This is a genomic window from Paenibacillus sp. WC2504, assembly GCF_052682475.1.
In genome coordinates, this window is the sequence record NZ_JBQZFH010000001.1 from 2,313,101 (window position 1) to 2,328,326 (window position 15,226).

The 15,226-nt window shown below is 39.8% G+C and carries 16 protein-coding genes; 12 read left to right on the forward strand and 4 right to left on the reverse strand.

Going from position 1 to position 15,226, the window contains the following annotated elements; all coding sequences use genetic code 11:
- Positions 1 to 69: 69 nt before the first annotated feature.
- Positions 70 to 708, reverse strand: a complete 639-nt coding sequence (locus tag ACUN27_RS10195) for a DUF1796 family putative cysteine peptidase (protein ID WP_445558825.1) — start codon at positions 706 to 708, stop codon at positions 70 to 72.
- Between the two features lie 739 nt (positions 709 to 1,447).
- On the opposite strand from ACUN27_RS10195, the gene ACUN27_RS10200 reads away from it, so the two are divergent.
- From ACUN27_RS10200 to ACUN27_RS10255, 12 genes are all read left to right on the forward strand, one after another.
- Positions 1,448 to 1,558, forward strand: a complete 111-nt coding sequence (locus ACUN27_RS10200; RefSeq protein WP_127455728.1) for a YjcZ family sporulation protein — start codon at positions 1,448 to 1,450, stop codon at positions 1,556 to 1,558.
- Between the two features lie 459 nt (positions 1,559 to 2,017).
- Complete coding sequence (locus tag ACUN27_RS10205; RefSeq protein WP_315951599.1) at positions 2,018 to 2,692, forward strand: response regulator transcription factor; 675 nt, start codon at positions 2,018 to 2,020, stop codon at positions 2,690 to 2,692.
- 14 nt (positions 2,693 to 2,706) lie between these two features.
- Complete coding sequence (locus ACUN27_RS10210; protein WP_445558826.1) at positions 2,707 to 4,095, forward strand: HAMP domain-containing sensor histidine kinase; 1,389 nt, start codon at positions 2,707 to 2,709, stop codon at positions 4,093 to 4,095.
- Positions 4,096 to 4,191: 96 nt separating this feature from the next.
- Positions 4,192 to 4,815, forward strand: coding sequence for an undecaprenyl-diphosphatase (locus tag ACUN27_RS10215; RefSeq protein WP_445558827.1), 624 nt, complete (start codon positions 4,192 to 4,194; stop codon positions 4,813 to 4,815).
- A 219-nt stretch (positions 4,816 to 5,034) separates the two neighbouring features.
- Positions 5,035 to 5,952, forward strand: a complete 918-nt coding sequence (locus ACUN27_RS10220; RefSeq protein ID WP_445558828.1) for a hypothetical protein — start codon at positions 5,035 to 5,037, stop codon at positions 5,950 to 5,952.
- A 75-nt stretch (positions 5,953 to 6,027) separates the two neighbouring features.
- Positions 6,028 to 6,765 (forward strand): ABC transporter ATP-binding protein, encoded by a 738-nt coding sequence (locus tag ACUN27_RS10225; RefSeq protein ID WP_445558829.1) that lies wholly within the window; start codon positions 6,028 to 6,030, stop codon positions 6,763 to 6,765.
- Positions 6,758 to 7,504 carry an ABC transporter permease gene (locus tag ACUN27_RS10230; RefSeq protein ID WP_315951593.1) on the forward strand — a complete coding sequence of 249 codons (747 nt, stop codon included), beginning with the start codon at positions 6,758 to 6,760 and terminating at the stop codon, positions 7,502 to 7,504. Before ACUN27_RS10225 ends, ACUN27_RS10230 begins: the two co-directional genes overlap by 8 nt.
- A gap of 17 nt (positions 7,505 to 7,521) precedes the next feature.
- The gene (locus tag ACUN27_RS10235; protein WP_445558830.1) at positions 7,522 to 9,000 is read left to right on the forward strand and encodes a sensor histidine kinase; all 1,479 of its coding nucleotides are present in this window, start codon (positions 7,522 to 7,524) and stop codon (positions 8,998 to 9,000) included.
- On the forward strand, positions 8,997 to 9,683 hold the full coding sequence (locus ACUN27_RS10240) for a response regulator transcription factor (protein WP_315951590.1): 687 nt from the start codon (positions 8,997 to 8,999) through the stop codon (positions 9,681 to 9,683). The genes ACUN27_RS10235 and ACUN27_RS10240 overlap by 4 nt, the downstream gene beginning before the upstream one ends.
- 27 nt (positions 9,684 to 9,710) lie before the next feature.
- Positions 9,711 to 10,832: an MGDG synthase family glycosyltransferase gene (locus ACUN27_RS10245; RefSeq protein WP_445558831.1), complete on the forward strand. Its 1,122-nt coding sequence runs from the start codon at positions 9,711 to 9,713 to the stop codon at positions 10,830 to 10,832.
- Between the two features lie 20 nt (positions 10,833 to 10,852).
- Positions 10,853 to 11,026, forward strand: coding sequence for a hypothetical protein (locus tag ACUN27_RS10250; protein ID WP_315951586.1), 174 nt, complete (start codon positions 10,853 to 10,855; stop codon positions 11,024 to 11,026).
- Positions 11,027 to 11,197: 171 nt separating this feature from the next.
- Positions 11,198 to 12,265, forward strand: coding sequence for a YheC/YheD family protein (locus tag ACUN27_RS10255; RefSeq protein ID WP_315951585.1), 1,068 nt, complete (start codon positions 11,198 to 11,200; stop codon positions 12,263 to 12,265).
- Here the strand turns inward: ACUN27_RS10255 and ACUN27_RS10260 are convergent.
- The 3 genes from ACUN27_RS10260 to ACUN27_RS10270 all read right to left on the reverse strand — a co-directional run bounded on the left by ACUN27_RS10260 (position 12,262) and on the right by ACUN27_RS10270 (position 15,019).
- Positions 12,262 to 13,629, reverse strand: a complete 1,368-nt coding sequence (locus ACUN27_RS10260; RefSeq protein ID WP_445558832.1) for a HAMP domain-containing sensor histidine kinase — start codon at positions 13,627 to 13,629, stop codon at positions 12,262 to 12,264. The two genes, ACUN27_RS10255 and ACUN27_RS10260, sit on opposite strands and share 4 nt — an antisense overlap.
- 5 nt (positions 13,630 to 13,634) lie before the next feature.
- Positions 13,635 to 14,333 carry a response regulator transcription factor gene (locus ACUN27_RS10265; protein WP_315951581.1) on the reverse strand — a complete coding sequence of 233 codons (699 nt, stop codon included), beginning with the start codon at positions 14,331 to 14,333 and terminating at the stop codon, positions 13,635 to 13,637.
- A gap of 155 nt (positions 14,334 to 14,488) precedes the next feature.
- Entirely contained in the window at positions 14,489 to 15,019 is a 531-nt protein-coding gene (locus ACUN27_RS10270) for a C40 family peptidase (RefSeq protein WP_418936931.1), read from the reverse strand.
- Between the last annotated feature and the right edge of the window lie 207 nt (positions 15,020 to 15,226).

The window sequence follows — 15,226 nt, forward strand, 5'->3', positions numbered from 1 at the left end:
TTTCATCATTGAGCATACTTAAGGACTTCATTTAACACTCCCCAAAAAGAAAATGTTGCAGGGCTAGACTCAACGAAGGGACGAAGCTTTCAATTTAAAGCCGTTCATACACGTATCCCAAGCTTGGTTATATCCTCTCCAGTCTTCACCTTTTGGTAGGAGCACCGAGCTAATTCCAGCTAGCCCCCAATCCTCGTAAATCACGTCTTTGCTGTCTTTCTGGTGGTTATTCACGATCAGAAGGTGGAATTTTCCATGCTTCAGCCTTCTTATTGCTGAGTGTAGCTCCTGCGCTTCCTTTTTTGTAGAATTGGTTCTAATAAAAAGAATGGGTTGACCTTGTATAGTTCTCAAAAACCGATCTACGCGTCGATTGAGCTTTTGTTTAAACGCGGGGTAAGCCTCCCTCCATCGCCCCGCAGTGAGATAAAGAGGGAAGTCATGGAAGGATATAACGCCACTTCCGTTATCTCTTACAACAAAGCATTCATAGGTAGTGCCAATGAGTTCAAGCTGGCTAAGTTCCATAAATCCGTTGAAACGATGATCTATCAAACGAACCACTTCCCCGATCGAATCGGAAACAAACCAATCTAAGGGACCCGCATATTTTCGTAAGCCCAGTCTTTTAAGCTGATAGGCTGTTTGACATGTAGAACCGAGACTAATGTAGGCCTTATAACCACCTAGGGAATCGCGCCATTTCATAACTTTCACTCCCTTTTCAACATCCGATCTCCTTCACAATGATGAGTAGAATTAAATTATGCAAAAAATTAAAATTCCGCTTGGGTAAATGTGTAGTGCAACCTGTTATTTCACTACCTCAGAACAATAATTGAAAAATGAAGCAGAATATAGACTTATGCCCAAGCAATGATCACATACCCAGCGTATGATTATACCGTAGTTAAAATTTATTTGAGGGGAATGACTAGATATGAGTGGTGCAAGTTGTGCAGGTTATGGTGTTAACAACGCAGCAGCTGTTCTGGTTCTCTTTATTCTTTTGGTTATTATCTTGATGACTTTTGCAATCTAAATCGACATCGCAAAAAAACGGTCTTATCGATGCGATACAGACCGTTTTTTTGTCGTTTAAATGAGGGTGCCAGGTGAGTTGGGTACTGGCTGGAAATATCAAAAAGGCCACCCTTATTCATCAACTAAGGGTGACCTTTTTATGGTAAACGAAGGTGAAATATGAGATGAATTGCCTGTGGTGGTTTCATATATAAGATTCAACATTAAAAATAATGCGTGGGCAAATGGCAGGAGTTTGCACTTATTTTTTTCGGGGATGTTATATAAAAGTGGACGATCCGAAAATCTTTATAATAAATGCCGGTTATTTAATACTCAATTTGGTACATACGTCCAATCAATCATTACGTAACCAACATATTTTATACCGTAGTGACATTTCACCAGAGGGGAATGAGTATACATGGGAGCAGTAGGTTATGGTGGTAGTTGTGCAGGTTATGGTAACAACGCAGCAGCAATTTTGGTTCTCTTTATTCTTTTGGTCATCATCACATCCGCATTTGTATGGTAATTTCTTAATCTAATTGAGAAAAGCAAAAAACGGTCCATTCGCGAAACAGTCGCGAACACGGGCCGTTTTTTCTTGTTGATCATGTATGCTCGGAAAATAAGGGAACCCGGGGCCGTTACTCCTGGCAAAATCGACCGTTTCCGCGCGTTAGCAGAACTACAGGGCCCTATTTACCTGCCATTCTCCGTTTTCCCTGCGAAAACGGAGAAATAGCGGACGCTAGTTCCCTGCAGCTGCGAAATGCCCACTATACGGTAAAATAGCGGCCTGTAGTTGCGTTAATTGCGATAGCGTGTGTCGCTACATATATCTTCTTATGAATAATTCTCATTAAATTCTCATTTCTTATCGTTAAAATAGTTCATTGGGATGATACTGTATAGAAAAACATCTTGATCTTAAAACTACTTGGGGATACAAGCACTGGTAAACCTTAACTTATGAATCAGGGAGATAACGATGAAACGAATATTGCTCATTGAAGATGAAAAAAACCTAGTCCGATTTATTCAACTGGAGCTGGAGCATGAATTGTTCGAAGTGCAGGCCGCTTATGATGGTAAAAAAGGATTGGAATTAGCGCTTCAAGAAGAGTGGGACTTAATATTGTTGGATCTCATGCTGCCGGGACTTCATGGTATTGAGGTGTGTCGACGGATACGTGCTGCCAAGAAGACACCGATCTTGATGTTGACAGCCAGGGATAGTGTTGTTGATCGCGTATCTGGCTTAGATAGCGGTGCAGATGATTATATGCCCAAGCCATTTGCCATTGAAGAATTATTAGCACGAATAAGAGCTATTTTTCGCCGTACGGAGTTAGAAAGAAATGACGCGCATGAAAAGCTTTCTTTTCAGAATATTACTGTCGATTTGGATGCCCATATTGTATATAAGGATCAAGAAATTGTTGCGCTTACGAAACGCGAGTTCGATCTATTAGTGATGTTCATGAAAAACCATAATCTTGTCTTAACACGTGATATGCTTTTGGATCAAGTATGGGGGTATGATTCTTTAGTTGAGACGAATGTTGTCGATGTCTATGTGAGATATTTGCGAAACAAACTAGGTTATAACGGGGAAACAAATTTAATTCATACCATAAGAGGAATAGGATATGTAATGAGATGATTGAACGTCTAAGAATGATGATTCGGCGCCTTCCGATCAAGTGGAAGCTCATGTTTGGAGCTACCGCGTTAATCTTTTTGATATTTGTAACCTATAATTTTGCTCAATACGTAGTGCTTAAACAATGGATGTTGAAACAAGAGAAAGATCAAATCCAAGTCAATATGATTCAGCTTGAAGACTATTTTCACGAGAAATTAAACAGGACAGAGACTTTGCAAATTTCAGATAGCCGATCTTATTTAGAGAAAATTATTGGAAAAAACCAATTGATACGCATCCTTGATAAGGATGGAACTTCATTGCTGACGGTTTCAAATCATTTTGATGAGAACTGGGTTTCACGGAAACCAACTAGTTCACAAGAGCTAACCGACATTACCCATCAGGAAGAGCACATTTTAATATACAGGAGTCCACTGATTACCGCTGACTTTGTTGGGACTATTGAGTTGGCAAGTAATTTGGAAACATTCGATCATTTTAGCGAGACGATTTTATGGGTAATGGTAGTCGGTGGTGTGCTGGCTATTTTTATTAGCGGACTTGGTGGTTTAGCCATTGCGCGGCAGTTCATGCGTCCGATTCGGACGTTGGCATCAACTATTCAGAGTGTCAAAGAGAATGGACTTAAGGAGCGAGTTGTGCAGATAGAAAATGGGGACGAATTATCTAGTTTGGCGAAACTTTTTAATGAATTGATGGATCAACTGGAAGTTTCCTTTCGTCAACAGAAACAGTTTGTTGAAGATGCTTCCCATGAACTTCGAACGCCCATAACCATTTTGGAGGGTCATTTATCGCTCTTAGATCGCTGGGGCAAATCCGATCCTGTTGTGCTCGATGAATCATTGTCAGCATCACTTCAAGAGATTAGGCGTTTGCGAGGTATTGTGCAAGAATTACTGACATTAACGAGAGCAGAGTCTCAATTCTCATATGAAAATAGAGAGCCAACCCAGCTTGAGCCTATTATTCATGAGACGCTAAAAAGATTGGAACTGCTCCATCCGGATTTTGTATTTGAAGTGAATTTAGAAAAAATTAAAGATGTTTTCATAATGATAAACCCATTGCATGTCGAGCAAATTCTCTTAATAGTTTTGGATAATGCCGTCAAATACACGACGGAAGATAAGAGAGTTTTAATTGAAGGAACAACAGGTAAAAATGAAGTTGAAATAACCATTGCAGATCATGGAGTTGGAATTCCCAAAGAGGATGTGGCACATGTCTTCGACCGTTTCTACCGTGTGGATAAGGCAAGAAGCCGTGAATTAGCAGGAACTGGACTTGGATTAAGCATCGCTAAGCGTCTCGTCAATAATTATCAGGGGGAAATAACGGTCAGTAGTCAGGAGAAAGTTGGAACAAAAGTAAGTGTGAAGTTTCCAATCTTATAAATTTATATAGTTATGTTTTCTCATTTTCCTCTCATTTTCATCATGTAAAGTTATTGTAATGTCTTCTTGGAGGCATCTACTATAATTAAAGGATTGATGAAAATGAGTTTTGCTCAGTTGGACTATCAGTTGTTTCAAATGGTTAATGGATTAGGACGCACGATGGATGTTCTAAATCCTGTTATGCGTATGTTTGCTTCTTATGCTGAGTACGTATTTTACATTGGCATAGTGATTTATTGGTTTACTAGGCATCGAATCCAACGCCAAATGGTTGTGCAATCGCTTGTTTCTGCTTGTGTAGCCTTTGCATGCAGCGGAATTATCGGGCATTTCTTCTATCGAGATCGCCCCTTCGTTACGCATGCGGTGCTTCAATTGATTGAACATCCAGCCAATGCTTCATTTCCAAGTGACCATGCCACTGGGGCTTTTGTCATTGCTGCTTCGATTTGGAGTTTCCGTAGAAAAGAAGGATTGGTGTGGCTTGTCTTAGCAGCGTGCATTGCTGTCTCGAGAGTATGGACAGGGGTTCATTACCCATCAGACGTTTTGGCAGGAGCAGTGCTCGGCATAGCTGCCGCGGCTGTTGTACATCAATTATTAACTAGGGTTCCAAAAGTGCAAAACATGCTATTCCAAGTTATTCATTGGTATGAAGTTGTGGAGAACAAAGTTTGGAAGAAGAAACTCGTAAGCGAATATTCAACGAAACTATAACTCTCTATAAATCCGTTCAAGTGATGAACGGATTTTTATTTTTAATAAATGGATAGTTAAGAAAGTTTTAAGAATTGGTTCATAAGCGTTTCATTTTTAATGCCTATGATTTAGAGGTAAGCCCAATACCAAAAAGGAGAGACTTTGAGTTACACTCAAAGATCCCAAAGCGGAGAGACTTTGAGCTCCACTCAAAGATCCCTATATTAGGAGGAAATCATGAAAAAAAAGTGGATAATGTTAGGTAGTGCTGTTGGGATTAGCAGTATTGTTATGGTGACAACTGGGTTTAGCGCAATGGCGAGTACATCAGGGTATGAAGCCTATAAATCAGCGCTTAAAAACACCAAAACGGTTCAAAATGTTGCAGTACAAGCAGAAGCGGCATTGCAAGATAATGGAGCAGTGCTTGCTAGTGCGAACGGAAGTTTTAAAGTAAGTCTAGATTCGAAAACAGCAAGTGGTAGCGCAAATGTATCGGTGAATGGTAATCAGCAAGCACTTAGCTTCTATAAGGAAGCGAACCAAACTGTACTTAAATCAGCTGCCAGCGATGTGTATTTCGTGAAACAAGAGAACGAGAAGAAACACAAAACCGAGAATAAGCTGAATGAAACGGAAATTCCTCAGCAAGTTGAAACGGTCATCGATGCGTTAGTCGGCAATCTGAAAGATTATGTAGCTGTTGATACGAAGGATGATGGTTCCAAAGACATTTCTATTCAACTGGATAACGCGCAAATTCCAACTGTAGTAAATGCATTGGCGCCAATCGCTATTAAAGAAGCTACTAAGACCGAACACGATGGCGAAAAGAATGATGATGCTGTTCAGGCGAACGCATTACCATTTCAAGAGGATTTCCTGAAAAATGCAGCTCCTCAACTGACACAAGACATCAAAATTGAACATGTATCGATCAAAGCAACAGTGAATTCAAGTAATTATCTTTCTCATCAAGAAGCGGATCTAACCGTATCTGGCAAAGATGACGCAGGCACCGTACATCAAGTGACTCTGCACCTTCAAGCGAATCTGTCGGATTATAATCTTACAAAACCCGAAACCGTTGATCTTACTGGAAAAACGGTGCAAACGTTGAAGCATGATCACCAAGGTAAGCAAGAACATGAATGATTTACTAGGTTAGATGCTCATGCAGACAGGCTTCCCTGTTGAAGCTTGTCTGCTGTTCATGAATGGGGGAACCAAATGAATATCATTTTAGAAACAACTAATTTATGTAAAGAATATGCCAATAAACGTGGAATTCGAGATATGACGCTTCGGCTATATGCTGGTGATGTGTATGGTTTGCTCGGTCCAAACGGTGCAGGGAAAACGACATTTTTAAAATTGATAACGGGTTTAATTCGACCGGATCAAGGAACAATTACTTTGTTTAATAATAGAATTCCCGAACATTTTGAAGCGGGTATGCAGCATGTAGGCACGATGGTTGAATCGGCGGATTTTCATGATTTTCTTACAGCGAATCAGTATTTAGAATTAGTAGCTCGTTTCTACCCAGCTGTCGTATCGAAACGAATCGAAGAAGTATTGGATCTTGTAGGCTTGTTAAAAGTGCGCAAAGAAAAGATAAAAGGCTATTCCACAGGCATGAAACAAAAATTAGCGCTTGCCGCGGCTATATTACCTGAACCGAAACTCGTCATACTAGATGAGCCTACGAATGGATTGGATATTGAAGGAACCGTGATGTTTCGAAAATTAATCAAGCAGTTGTCCACAGAAATGGGAACCTCATTTCTAATTTCGAGCCATATGATTCACGAGTTAGAACAGTTATGTAATCGAGTGGGAATCGTCATAGGGGGGCAGCTGAGAAGAGAAGGATATGTCTCTGAATTATTACAAAAAAATCAATCCTTGGAGCAATTCTATATCGATGAGCTTCAGCTTCCAAAGGAGGACAACGCGAGTGCATAGATGGCGTGCTGCTTACTTAAATGAACTTTACTTAATGTTTTATCGAAAAAAAGTCGTGATGTTTGCTATCTTTTCAGCTCTATTGCCGATCGTACTTGCTGTTTCTCTTCAAGCATTACAGCCTTTTCTTGGACTTTTTGCAGTTAGCCAATCTTTTCCGATTGAGATGCTATCGATTTATACGAGCATTTGGATCCCACTCTTGATCCTAACCATTACGGCTGATTTATTCCCTGGTGAAGTAGGATCCAGAACGATGAAACTTGCTTTACTACGACCAAATTCACGTTTTCAAGTATATGGAACAAAAGCGGCTGCTCTTGTCACTTGTATTGCTGGTATCCTGATTGTGCTTGGCATCGTAACCTCTATTTGCAACATTTTTGCTGGAACCACATCTAGTTTCACGGAAACAATGGGAATGTTGAAAGCCTATGTTGCAGCTTTTGTTTCTATGGTAGCCATATCGTCTTTGTTTGTATTTGTTTCACAGTTTTTTAAATCAGCCAGCGGATATATGGTTTTTGCACTCATTCTTTTTGCTGCAGCTAAAATAGCTCCCTTCTTGCTGCACAATTTCGCTGCATTTTCACCAACATCGTATACAGACTGGCATATGTTATGGTTAAATCAGTCTGTCTCCAATGGTAAATTAGTAACGACTTCACTTTTCTTGGTTTCAAGTTGTATGTTGTTCATGGCACTAGGTTACTATAAATTCGACCGAAAAGAAGTATAAATAAACGGGGTCTGCACATGTCAATTCGTCTAAAGTTATTGCTTTCCTATGCAGCCATGCTGCTAATTCCACTCGTAATGATGATCATCACAGCCATATTATTAATCGTGGTATTTCGTGGAGATTTCCAAGGTATTCGCGAACAAGTGAGCTCGGGGGTCGGACTATTCGAGAATCAGAATCTGGAGCATACTTTCAAGGAAATGAAACGAACCTCGGAGAAAAATCCAAGCATGCTTGCCGACCTGACTTATCTGGCTGACATCGATCAAGAACTGCAAACCAATAACTCAAGGATGATTGTACGAAAAGATAATACGTTTGTATATGTATCTCCAACCTTAGTAAATTCAGATGTATTTCAGCAATTGCCTGAATTTAAGCATCCTGGCCATCCGGAACACGAAGATGCCAAACATATTGGGAAAGAATTGCTGGAGATTAGTTCTTTTGATTTTTATTTTTCCGATCAGCAGGCCGGAAGTGTCTTTATTATTACGAGTGTTAATCCGTTAGTTAACTTTACACAGAAATTTTTCCCGGTTCTTTTTATAACGCTCCTTATTATATTAGTTCTGACGCATAGCTCATTAACTTATTTTGTTTCTAAAAGTATTATTTCACCCCTAAGCAAATTAAAGAATGCAATGAAAAGGATCCAATCCGGTGATCTGGATTTCCAAGTTCAGATAACAAGTGCGGATGAGATCGGGCAGCTCAGCATAGCCTTCGAACAAATGCGCAAGCAGCTGAAAGAATCTATTCAAACGCAAGTTCAATATGAAGAAAACCGAAAAGAATTGATTTCTAACATTTCGCACGATATTCGGACCCCGCTTACGGCTATTAGAGGTTATATCGATGGACTAGGTGATGGAATTGCCGATACCACGGACAAAAGACAAAAATACATCGAAATCATTTCATCCAAAGCGGAAGAGATGGATCATTTAATTGATGAACTATTTCTTTATTCCAAACTGGATTTAAAGCGAGTGCCGTTTAACTTTGAAGTCGTCAACTTCTCCGATTTTCTAATGGATTGGTCGGACGAACTTGAATTTGAACTCCATAAAAAAGGCATTCATTATCAGTCAGATATCGCAGTTGACCAGCGGACACTGGTTTCTATTGATCGAGACAAAATGAGACGTGTCTTTTCTAACATTGTAGACAATTGTTTAAAATATATGAACAAAGCCGAGAAATCCATCACTTTGCATGCAAAGACTGCAGGGACAAGCGTTATCATAGAAATTAGGGATAACGGGGCTGGTGTAGAAGCAGAAGCGCTCCCATATATTTTTGATCGCTTTTACAGGGCAGATCCGTCTAGGAACAGCAACAATGGGGGAAGCGGTTTAGGGTTAGCGATTTCCAAACAAATGATCGAGGGACACGGCGGGGCCATTAGCGCACAAAGTATGAAAGGCCAATGGACTTGTATTACCATAAAATTACCGCAAAAGACGCGCAAAGACGGTGGGAATGAATGAAACAGGTACTTATTGTTGAAGATGAACAGCTTATTGCAGAACTTGAACGTGATTATTTGGAGGTAAACGGATATAAGGTCGATATCGCAACTGACGGCGAACAAGGCCTTAAGTTGGGTCTTAGTGGAGAGTTCGACTTAATCATTCTAGATGTCATGCTACCTTTGTTAAATGGATTTGAAGTATGCAAGCAAATTCGTGAGAAATATCAGATTCCAATCTTGATGGTTACTGCCAAAAAAGAGGATATTGATGTTATTCGTGGACTTGGTCTAGGGGCAGATGATTATATTACCAAGCCTTTCAAGCCAGGTGAGTTAGTAGCAAGGGTTAAAGCACATTTAGCACGATACGAACGATTAATTGGTACCAAAGAAAATAAAGATGAAATTCGCATACAAGGACTTTTAATTGATAATAGTTCCCGTCGGGTATTTGTTCATGATCAGGAGATTAATATAACAACCAAAGAATTTGATTTGCTCTATTTTCTAGCTACGAATCCCAATCGAGTCTTTAGTAAGGATCACCTATTTGAACGGATTTGGGGATTTGATGCTATGGGAGATGCCCAGACGGTTACGGTCCATATCCGTAAATTAAGAGAAAAAATTGAAGTAGATCCATCTAATTCGCAATACATTGAAACGGTATGGGGAGCAGGTTATCGGTTTCGGTTATAAAAGTATGTGATGAAAGGTGGTAGGCAAGTGATACCATTTAATCCTCGTGTTTTAATCCTTACGGCTAATTATGGGAATGGACATCTCCAGGCTTCTAAAGCATTGTTACAGCAATTCAATCAGCAAGGTGTGGAGAATGTGAAGATTGTGAATCTAATGAAAGAAGGTCATCCATGGATTCATTCAATTACATCTACGTTGATTAGCAAAAGTATGAAAGTTTCGCGGCTAGGAATTGACTATTATGGTTGGAGCTATTATTTGACACGGGAAACCAAAGAAACAGCCATATTTCAGAAGTCGATGACCTATTTAGGGCAAAAGAAATTGAGAGAGATTATTCACCAGGAACGGCCGGATGTAGTCGTCAATACTTTCCCGTTCGGTGCTTCTCCAATCGTTTGCAGTCCAATGGGGATTAAGAATTATACCGTGCTTACGGATTATGCGTTACATGCTAGTTGGCTTCACCCGAAAGTCGACCGATATTATGTGGCAACAGAAGACTTAAAAAAGCAAATCATTGCAAGAGGATTTAGCAAGGACCGAATAGATGTTAGCGGAATACCGCTTAGAGAAGAGTTCGTCAATACGAGGATTCGTGCAAGAAATCAGCAGAAGAAGATCATTCTTATCATGGCCACAGATAGCGGTGTAACAAGTTATATCGAGGAAATGATGCGCACGCTTTTTCATTTAGATAATTGTCAATTGGTTGTTGTTTGTGGTCATAATGAGAAGTTAAAACATAGATTAGAAGTGGAGTTTGCAGCTTATAACGGGATAACCATCCATGGGTTTGTTGATAATCTTCATGATTGGATGGCTCAAGCTAGTTGTATGGTAACGAAAGCAGGCGGACTAACGTTGACAGAGGCCATAGCCTTAAGAGTGCCGGTTTTCATTTATAAGCCTAATGGCGGTCAAGAGAAAGAAAATGCTTTATATTTATCACGCCGCGGCGTAGCTTCAATCTCAAAAAAAATGGAAGAACTTTCGAAAAGTATTCAACATTTCATTCATCATCCTCAAAAATATGAAGAAATTCGGGATCATATGGAGGAGTTGCACCGAAGTCATGCAGCAGCTCATATCGTAAAAGATATCATGCTTCATTGGAATGGCCAATTCATGTTAGCGTCAATTTAGAATGGGGAGGCATGATTCAGATGAAAGAGATTCTTGATAATTTTTTAGAAGAGATCCATGAGTTAGAGGGGAAAATAGTTCATCTGATCCATCGATCAAACTTAACCGTTGAGGAGAAAGAATTCATTTTGGAACATATCCTAATCATCCCTGGAAAAAAGGAAGATCATGATGAATGTAAAGCTATTTCATGACAGATGCAAAAATCCAAAACCCCCTTCATATGTAGGAAGGGGGTTTTTAGGTGTGAGCATAATTCCCGATTATGATAACATTCTCATCCAAGTAATTGGGCAACAACCGTGTTGACGAATGGGAAGGTGACATACCGTATCTATGTAGGTACTAGAAATGGTGGTGGGTTCATGAGTCATACAGTAGGTGTTCTGTTGGATCGAAAAACGTTTATGGGAATACCTAAAGGGAAAACAGGAAGTGAGAAGCTTTCCTTATATAATCAAGCAGCCAAACAGCATAAGCTAACGGCTTTCTATACTTCCCTTCATCAGATTGGCAGTACTTCGGCCCAAGGTTATATCTATGCAAAAAATAGGTATAAGTTTGTACGTCGATCGATTCCAAAGGTTACACATAACCGAGCGATAACATTATCACCATTTCTTAAACGTAAGCTCAAACAATTCTCGGAATCGAGCTATGTTTTCAATAGGCAGAATCGATATGACAAATACTACATCTATAAACTGTTGCATCAAAACGTTCATCTGCGAGATTACTTACCTGTCTCACTGAAGTATTCAGAAAAGGATTTGAAATCAGCTATGGCTGCTTATCCTTCTCTATTCATAAAGCCTACAAACGATAGTGTCGGCAATGGAATAATGAAGCTGTCCAAGCATTTAAGCGGAAAATGGTTGTTATTTTTGAGAAAAGGAAGGCCAATGCTGCTATCTGCGAAGGGAGCTATTTCTGTTATTCAGAGAGTTGTTGGAAAGAGAACTTACATGATTCAAGAAGCAATTGCCTTAGCAACATACAAAGGCAGATCTTATGATTTACGTGTCTCTGTTCAACGCGGTATAACAGGAAGATGGCAAGTAACAGGAGTAGTGGGAAAAGTCGCTGGTGCTGGAAGACATGTAACTAATGTGGCTAAGGGGGGAAAGGTAAGACGAACCGAAGTGCTTTTTAAAAATAATAGGTTCGACTTTGAAAGAATGATGGAAGCCATACGCAGTGCATCTATTAGTATCATGAATGACTTGAGTGAGAAGCTACCTCACTTAGCCGATGTAGGGTTAGATATCGGGATTGATCACCGCGGTCATATTAAATTAATTGAAGTAAATGGGCGAGACCAACGGTATTCATTTAAGAAAGCTAAGATGAGCTCTACATTCTACCGAACATATGAAACGCCTCTACTGTATGCCAAATATTTATTGCAGCAATCCAAAACCTCCAATTCCTAAATCGAGTTGGTGGTTTTACATATAGGGATGGTAACAATAACTTCTGTTCCATAATGGGGTACGCTTGAAATTTGAATTGTCCCCTTATGTAGTTTGACAATACGTTCAGCTATGGCTAAACCTAAGCCCGATCCTCCAGTTTGTCGGCTCCGTGAACGGTCTACGCGATAGAATCTTTCAAAGACGAAAGGCAATTCTTCGGTGGGAATGCCTTTGCCATCGTCAACAATGCGTATACAATAATTTGGATCTGTTTTAGATAGGTAGACATGGGTGTGATGTGTCATGTATTTCATCGCATTATCTAAAATGATTAGGATAACTTGCTTAATTTGCAGCCGATCTGCTTCAATCATCATGCTGCTTTCGGAGGAGAGAAGTATGAATTCTTTGTTTGAAAGTGGCCGAAGAAGCTGAATGTTCTCTTTACATAACGTCACTAGATCAAAAGAGGAAAAGGTTAATGTAGGTTCATGTTCTAGTTCAGCCAATTCAAGCAATTGATAAGTGATGTGTTTCATTCTTTTGCTCTCGTCATGAACAGCGTCAAGAGCTTCCATATGAAGGTCCATGTTTTCAAAGCCCCATCTACGAATGAGCGACGTATAGCCTTCAATAATGGTAAGTGAAGTCTTAAACTCATGTGAGGCATCTGATATAAACTGCCGCTGTTTCTTCATACTCATCTCAATCCGTTCCATCAAATGATTAAATGTCTCAGATAATTGATAGAGCTCATCCTTTGACTTTCGATTCAAAGGTAGTTTTTTAATCGCAAGACTCGTTTCGATCTCTTTCATCGTCAGAATCATACGGGATAGCGGTAAGAATAACAGTTTGGACAATAAAAAACTAGCAGATAGAGAGAGCAGCATAGCAGCAAGCGTTACGATGCCAATAATACCAACCAATCGGTATAAGCTTTGGTCAAGCTCTAATGGCTCCGTAATGATTTCTAACGTTCCGATGATTTCTGTTCCTTGGTGAATGGGTGTTCGAACAATCATAACGGACTGATCATTAAGCTTTTGTGAATAAGACTCTTGTGTATCCATGTGTTTTGGCGGAATAACTGCTAATTCTGTTGTATTAGCTGCTTGATTGATCACTTTTGAAGAAAGATCAAGTGAGCGAATCATGGCGTGATTGGGAAGATACCTTCTTAAAATTCGATTATTATCTTCTTGAAGTAATTCCAAAGGGCTTATATGCGTGAGCATTTGGTCAGCAGTAAATTGAAGTGTCTCGAGCTCTTCTTCTTTTTCATATTGTGCATAAAGGTAGTAAATAATGAAGGTAAGCGATATTAGAATGCTAGTTAACCAAATGAATGAAAGCAGTGAAGCTTTAGTCTTAATTTTCATATCAATTAGACCTCCAAGAGGTACCCAACACCACGGATTGTTCGAATATTTGGGTAAGGCGCAAGTAGCTTTTTGCGGACATATCGAATATATACATCCACCAGATTTGAATTCCCTAGGAAATCGTAACCCCATACATCGTTCATGATTTGTTCCCGACTAAGGATTTCATTCTGATGTTCGATCAAATAGACGAGGAGTTCAAATTCTTTTGGTGTAAAGTCAATCTTAATATCATTCTGTAACACTTCTCTAGACCGAAGATTCACGTTTGTTCCTTTCACCGTATAGATCATGGAGTCATGCTTATTAAGCTCGTCATCGGTTTGTTGGAATTGATTTTGGCGGCGCATGCAAGCGCGAATCCGAGCGAGCAGCTCTTCCAAGTGAAAGGGTTTTGTTATATAATCCTGGCTCCCCAAATCAAGTCCATTCACAATATCCGAGGGGGTATCGCAGGCCGTTACCACAATAATAGGTGTTTCTGAATTCTTCTTGCGAAAGGATTTAATCAGTTCAAAACCGTTAAATACAGGAAGCAGAATATCTAGAAGAATGAGGTCCCACTTATCATTCAATGCTTTTCGTAGTCCTTCTGAGCCATCTGAAGCTAACTCTACAAGATACCCGGCATGTGTGAGTTCTAATTGCAGCAGCCTTGCTATTTTTTCTTCATCTTCGATGACAAGTATTCTATTTGACATGAACACCACTCTTTTCAAGGTGTTTAAATTAATCGCCTTACATCTTATGTACCAAGATAGCGGGATGTTCTGCCATAGGAAAAGGACCTCCTTCAGTTGGAGAACTGAAAGAGGTCTTCTGACCTTGCTCTTAAGTTAAACAAAGGGATACAGGCTTAGTGAATCACACGACGGGCTGTTTTGTAATTTTTGCTCCACCAGCCAGAGTTCATATCTGAAATCGTAACACCAGGGCTGCCATAGGTGTGCAAAACCTTTCCATTCCCCATGTAGATACCAACATGATGAATTGGTGAGTAGAAAAAGACAAGATCCCCCGGTTGAAGCTGATTTCTAGCAACAAAAGTTCCTACTTGTGATTGCTGCTTAGACGAACGGGGCAGATTGATCCCATTTTTGCCATAAACATATTGTGTAAAAGAAGAGCAATCAAAGGAGCTAGTGCTGCCTTTTTGAGTACCGAATTTATACCTTACACCTAAATATTGTTTACCAGTTGTAATGATACTATTTGCTTTTCCAGAGATTGATGTTGCTGCTGAAGCTGCTGTTGCTGCTGTAGAAACATTGCTTGCAGCATGCGCGGATTGCGGCGCCATCATTAGGTTAGCAGATGCAAATAAGGATACACTAAGTGTAATACCTAATAGCGATTTGCTTAGGCGGTTCGTTTTCATGTTGTTCATGATTGGATATCCCCCTTCAGGATCGTGTTTTAGGTTTTCACCTGAGACAACCTTATCACATCCGTAAATCCCTATAAATTAACAAATGTGCGGGGATACTAGTTCCAGCGAGGCTTAAAGGACAATTATTAGAAGATCATGAGAATCGGATGAAAGGAAATACCTTGACAATCCAAACATAAGATAAATTCGTGTTTCAAAGGATTC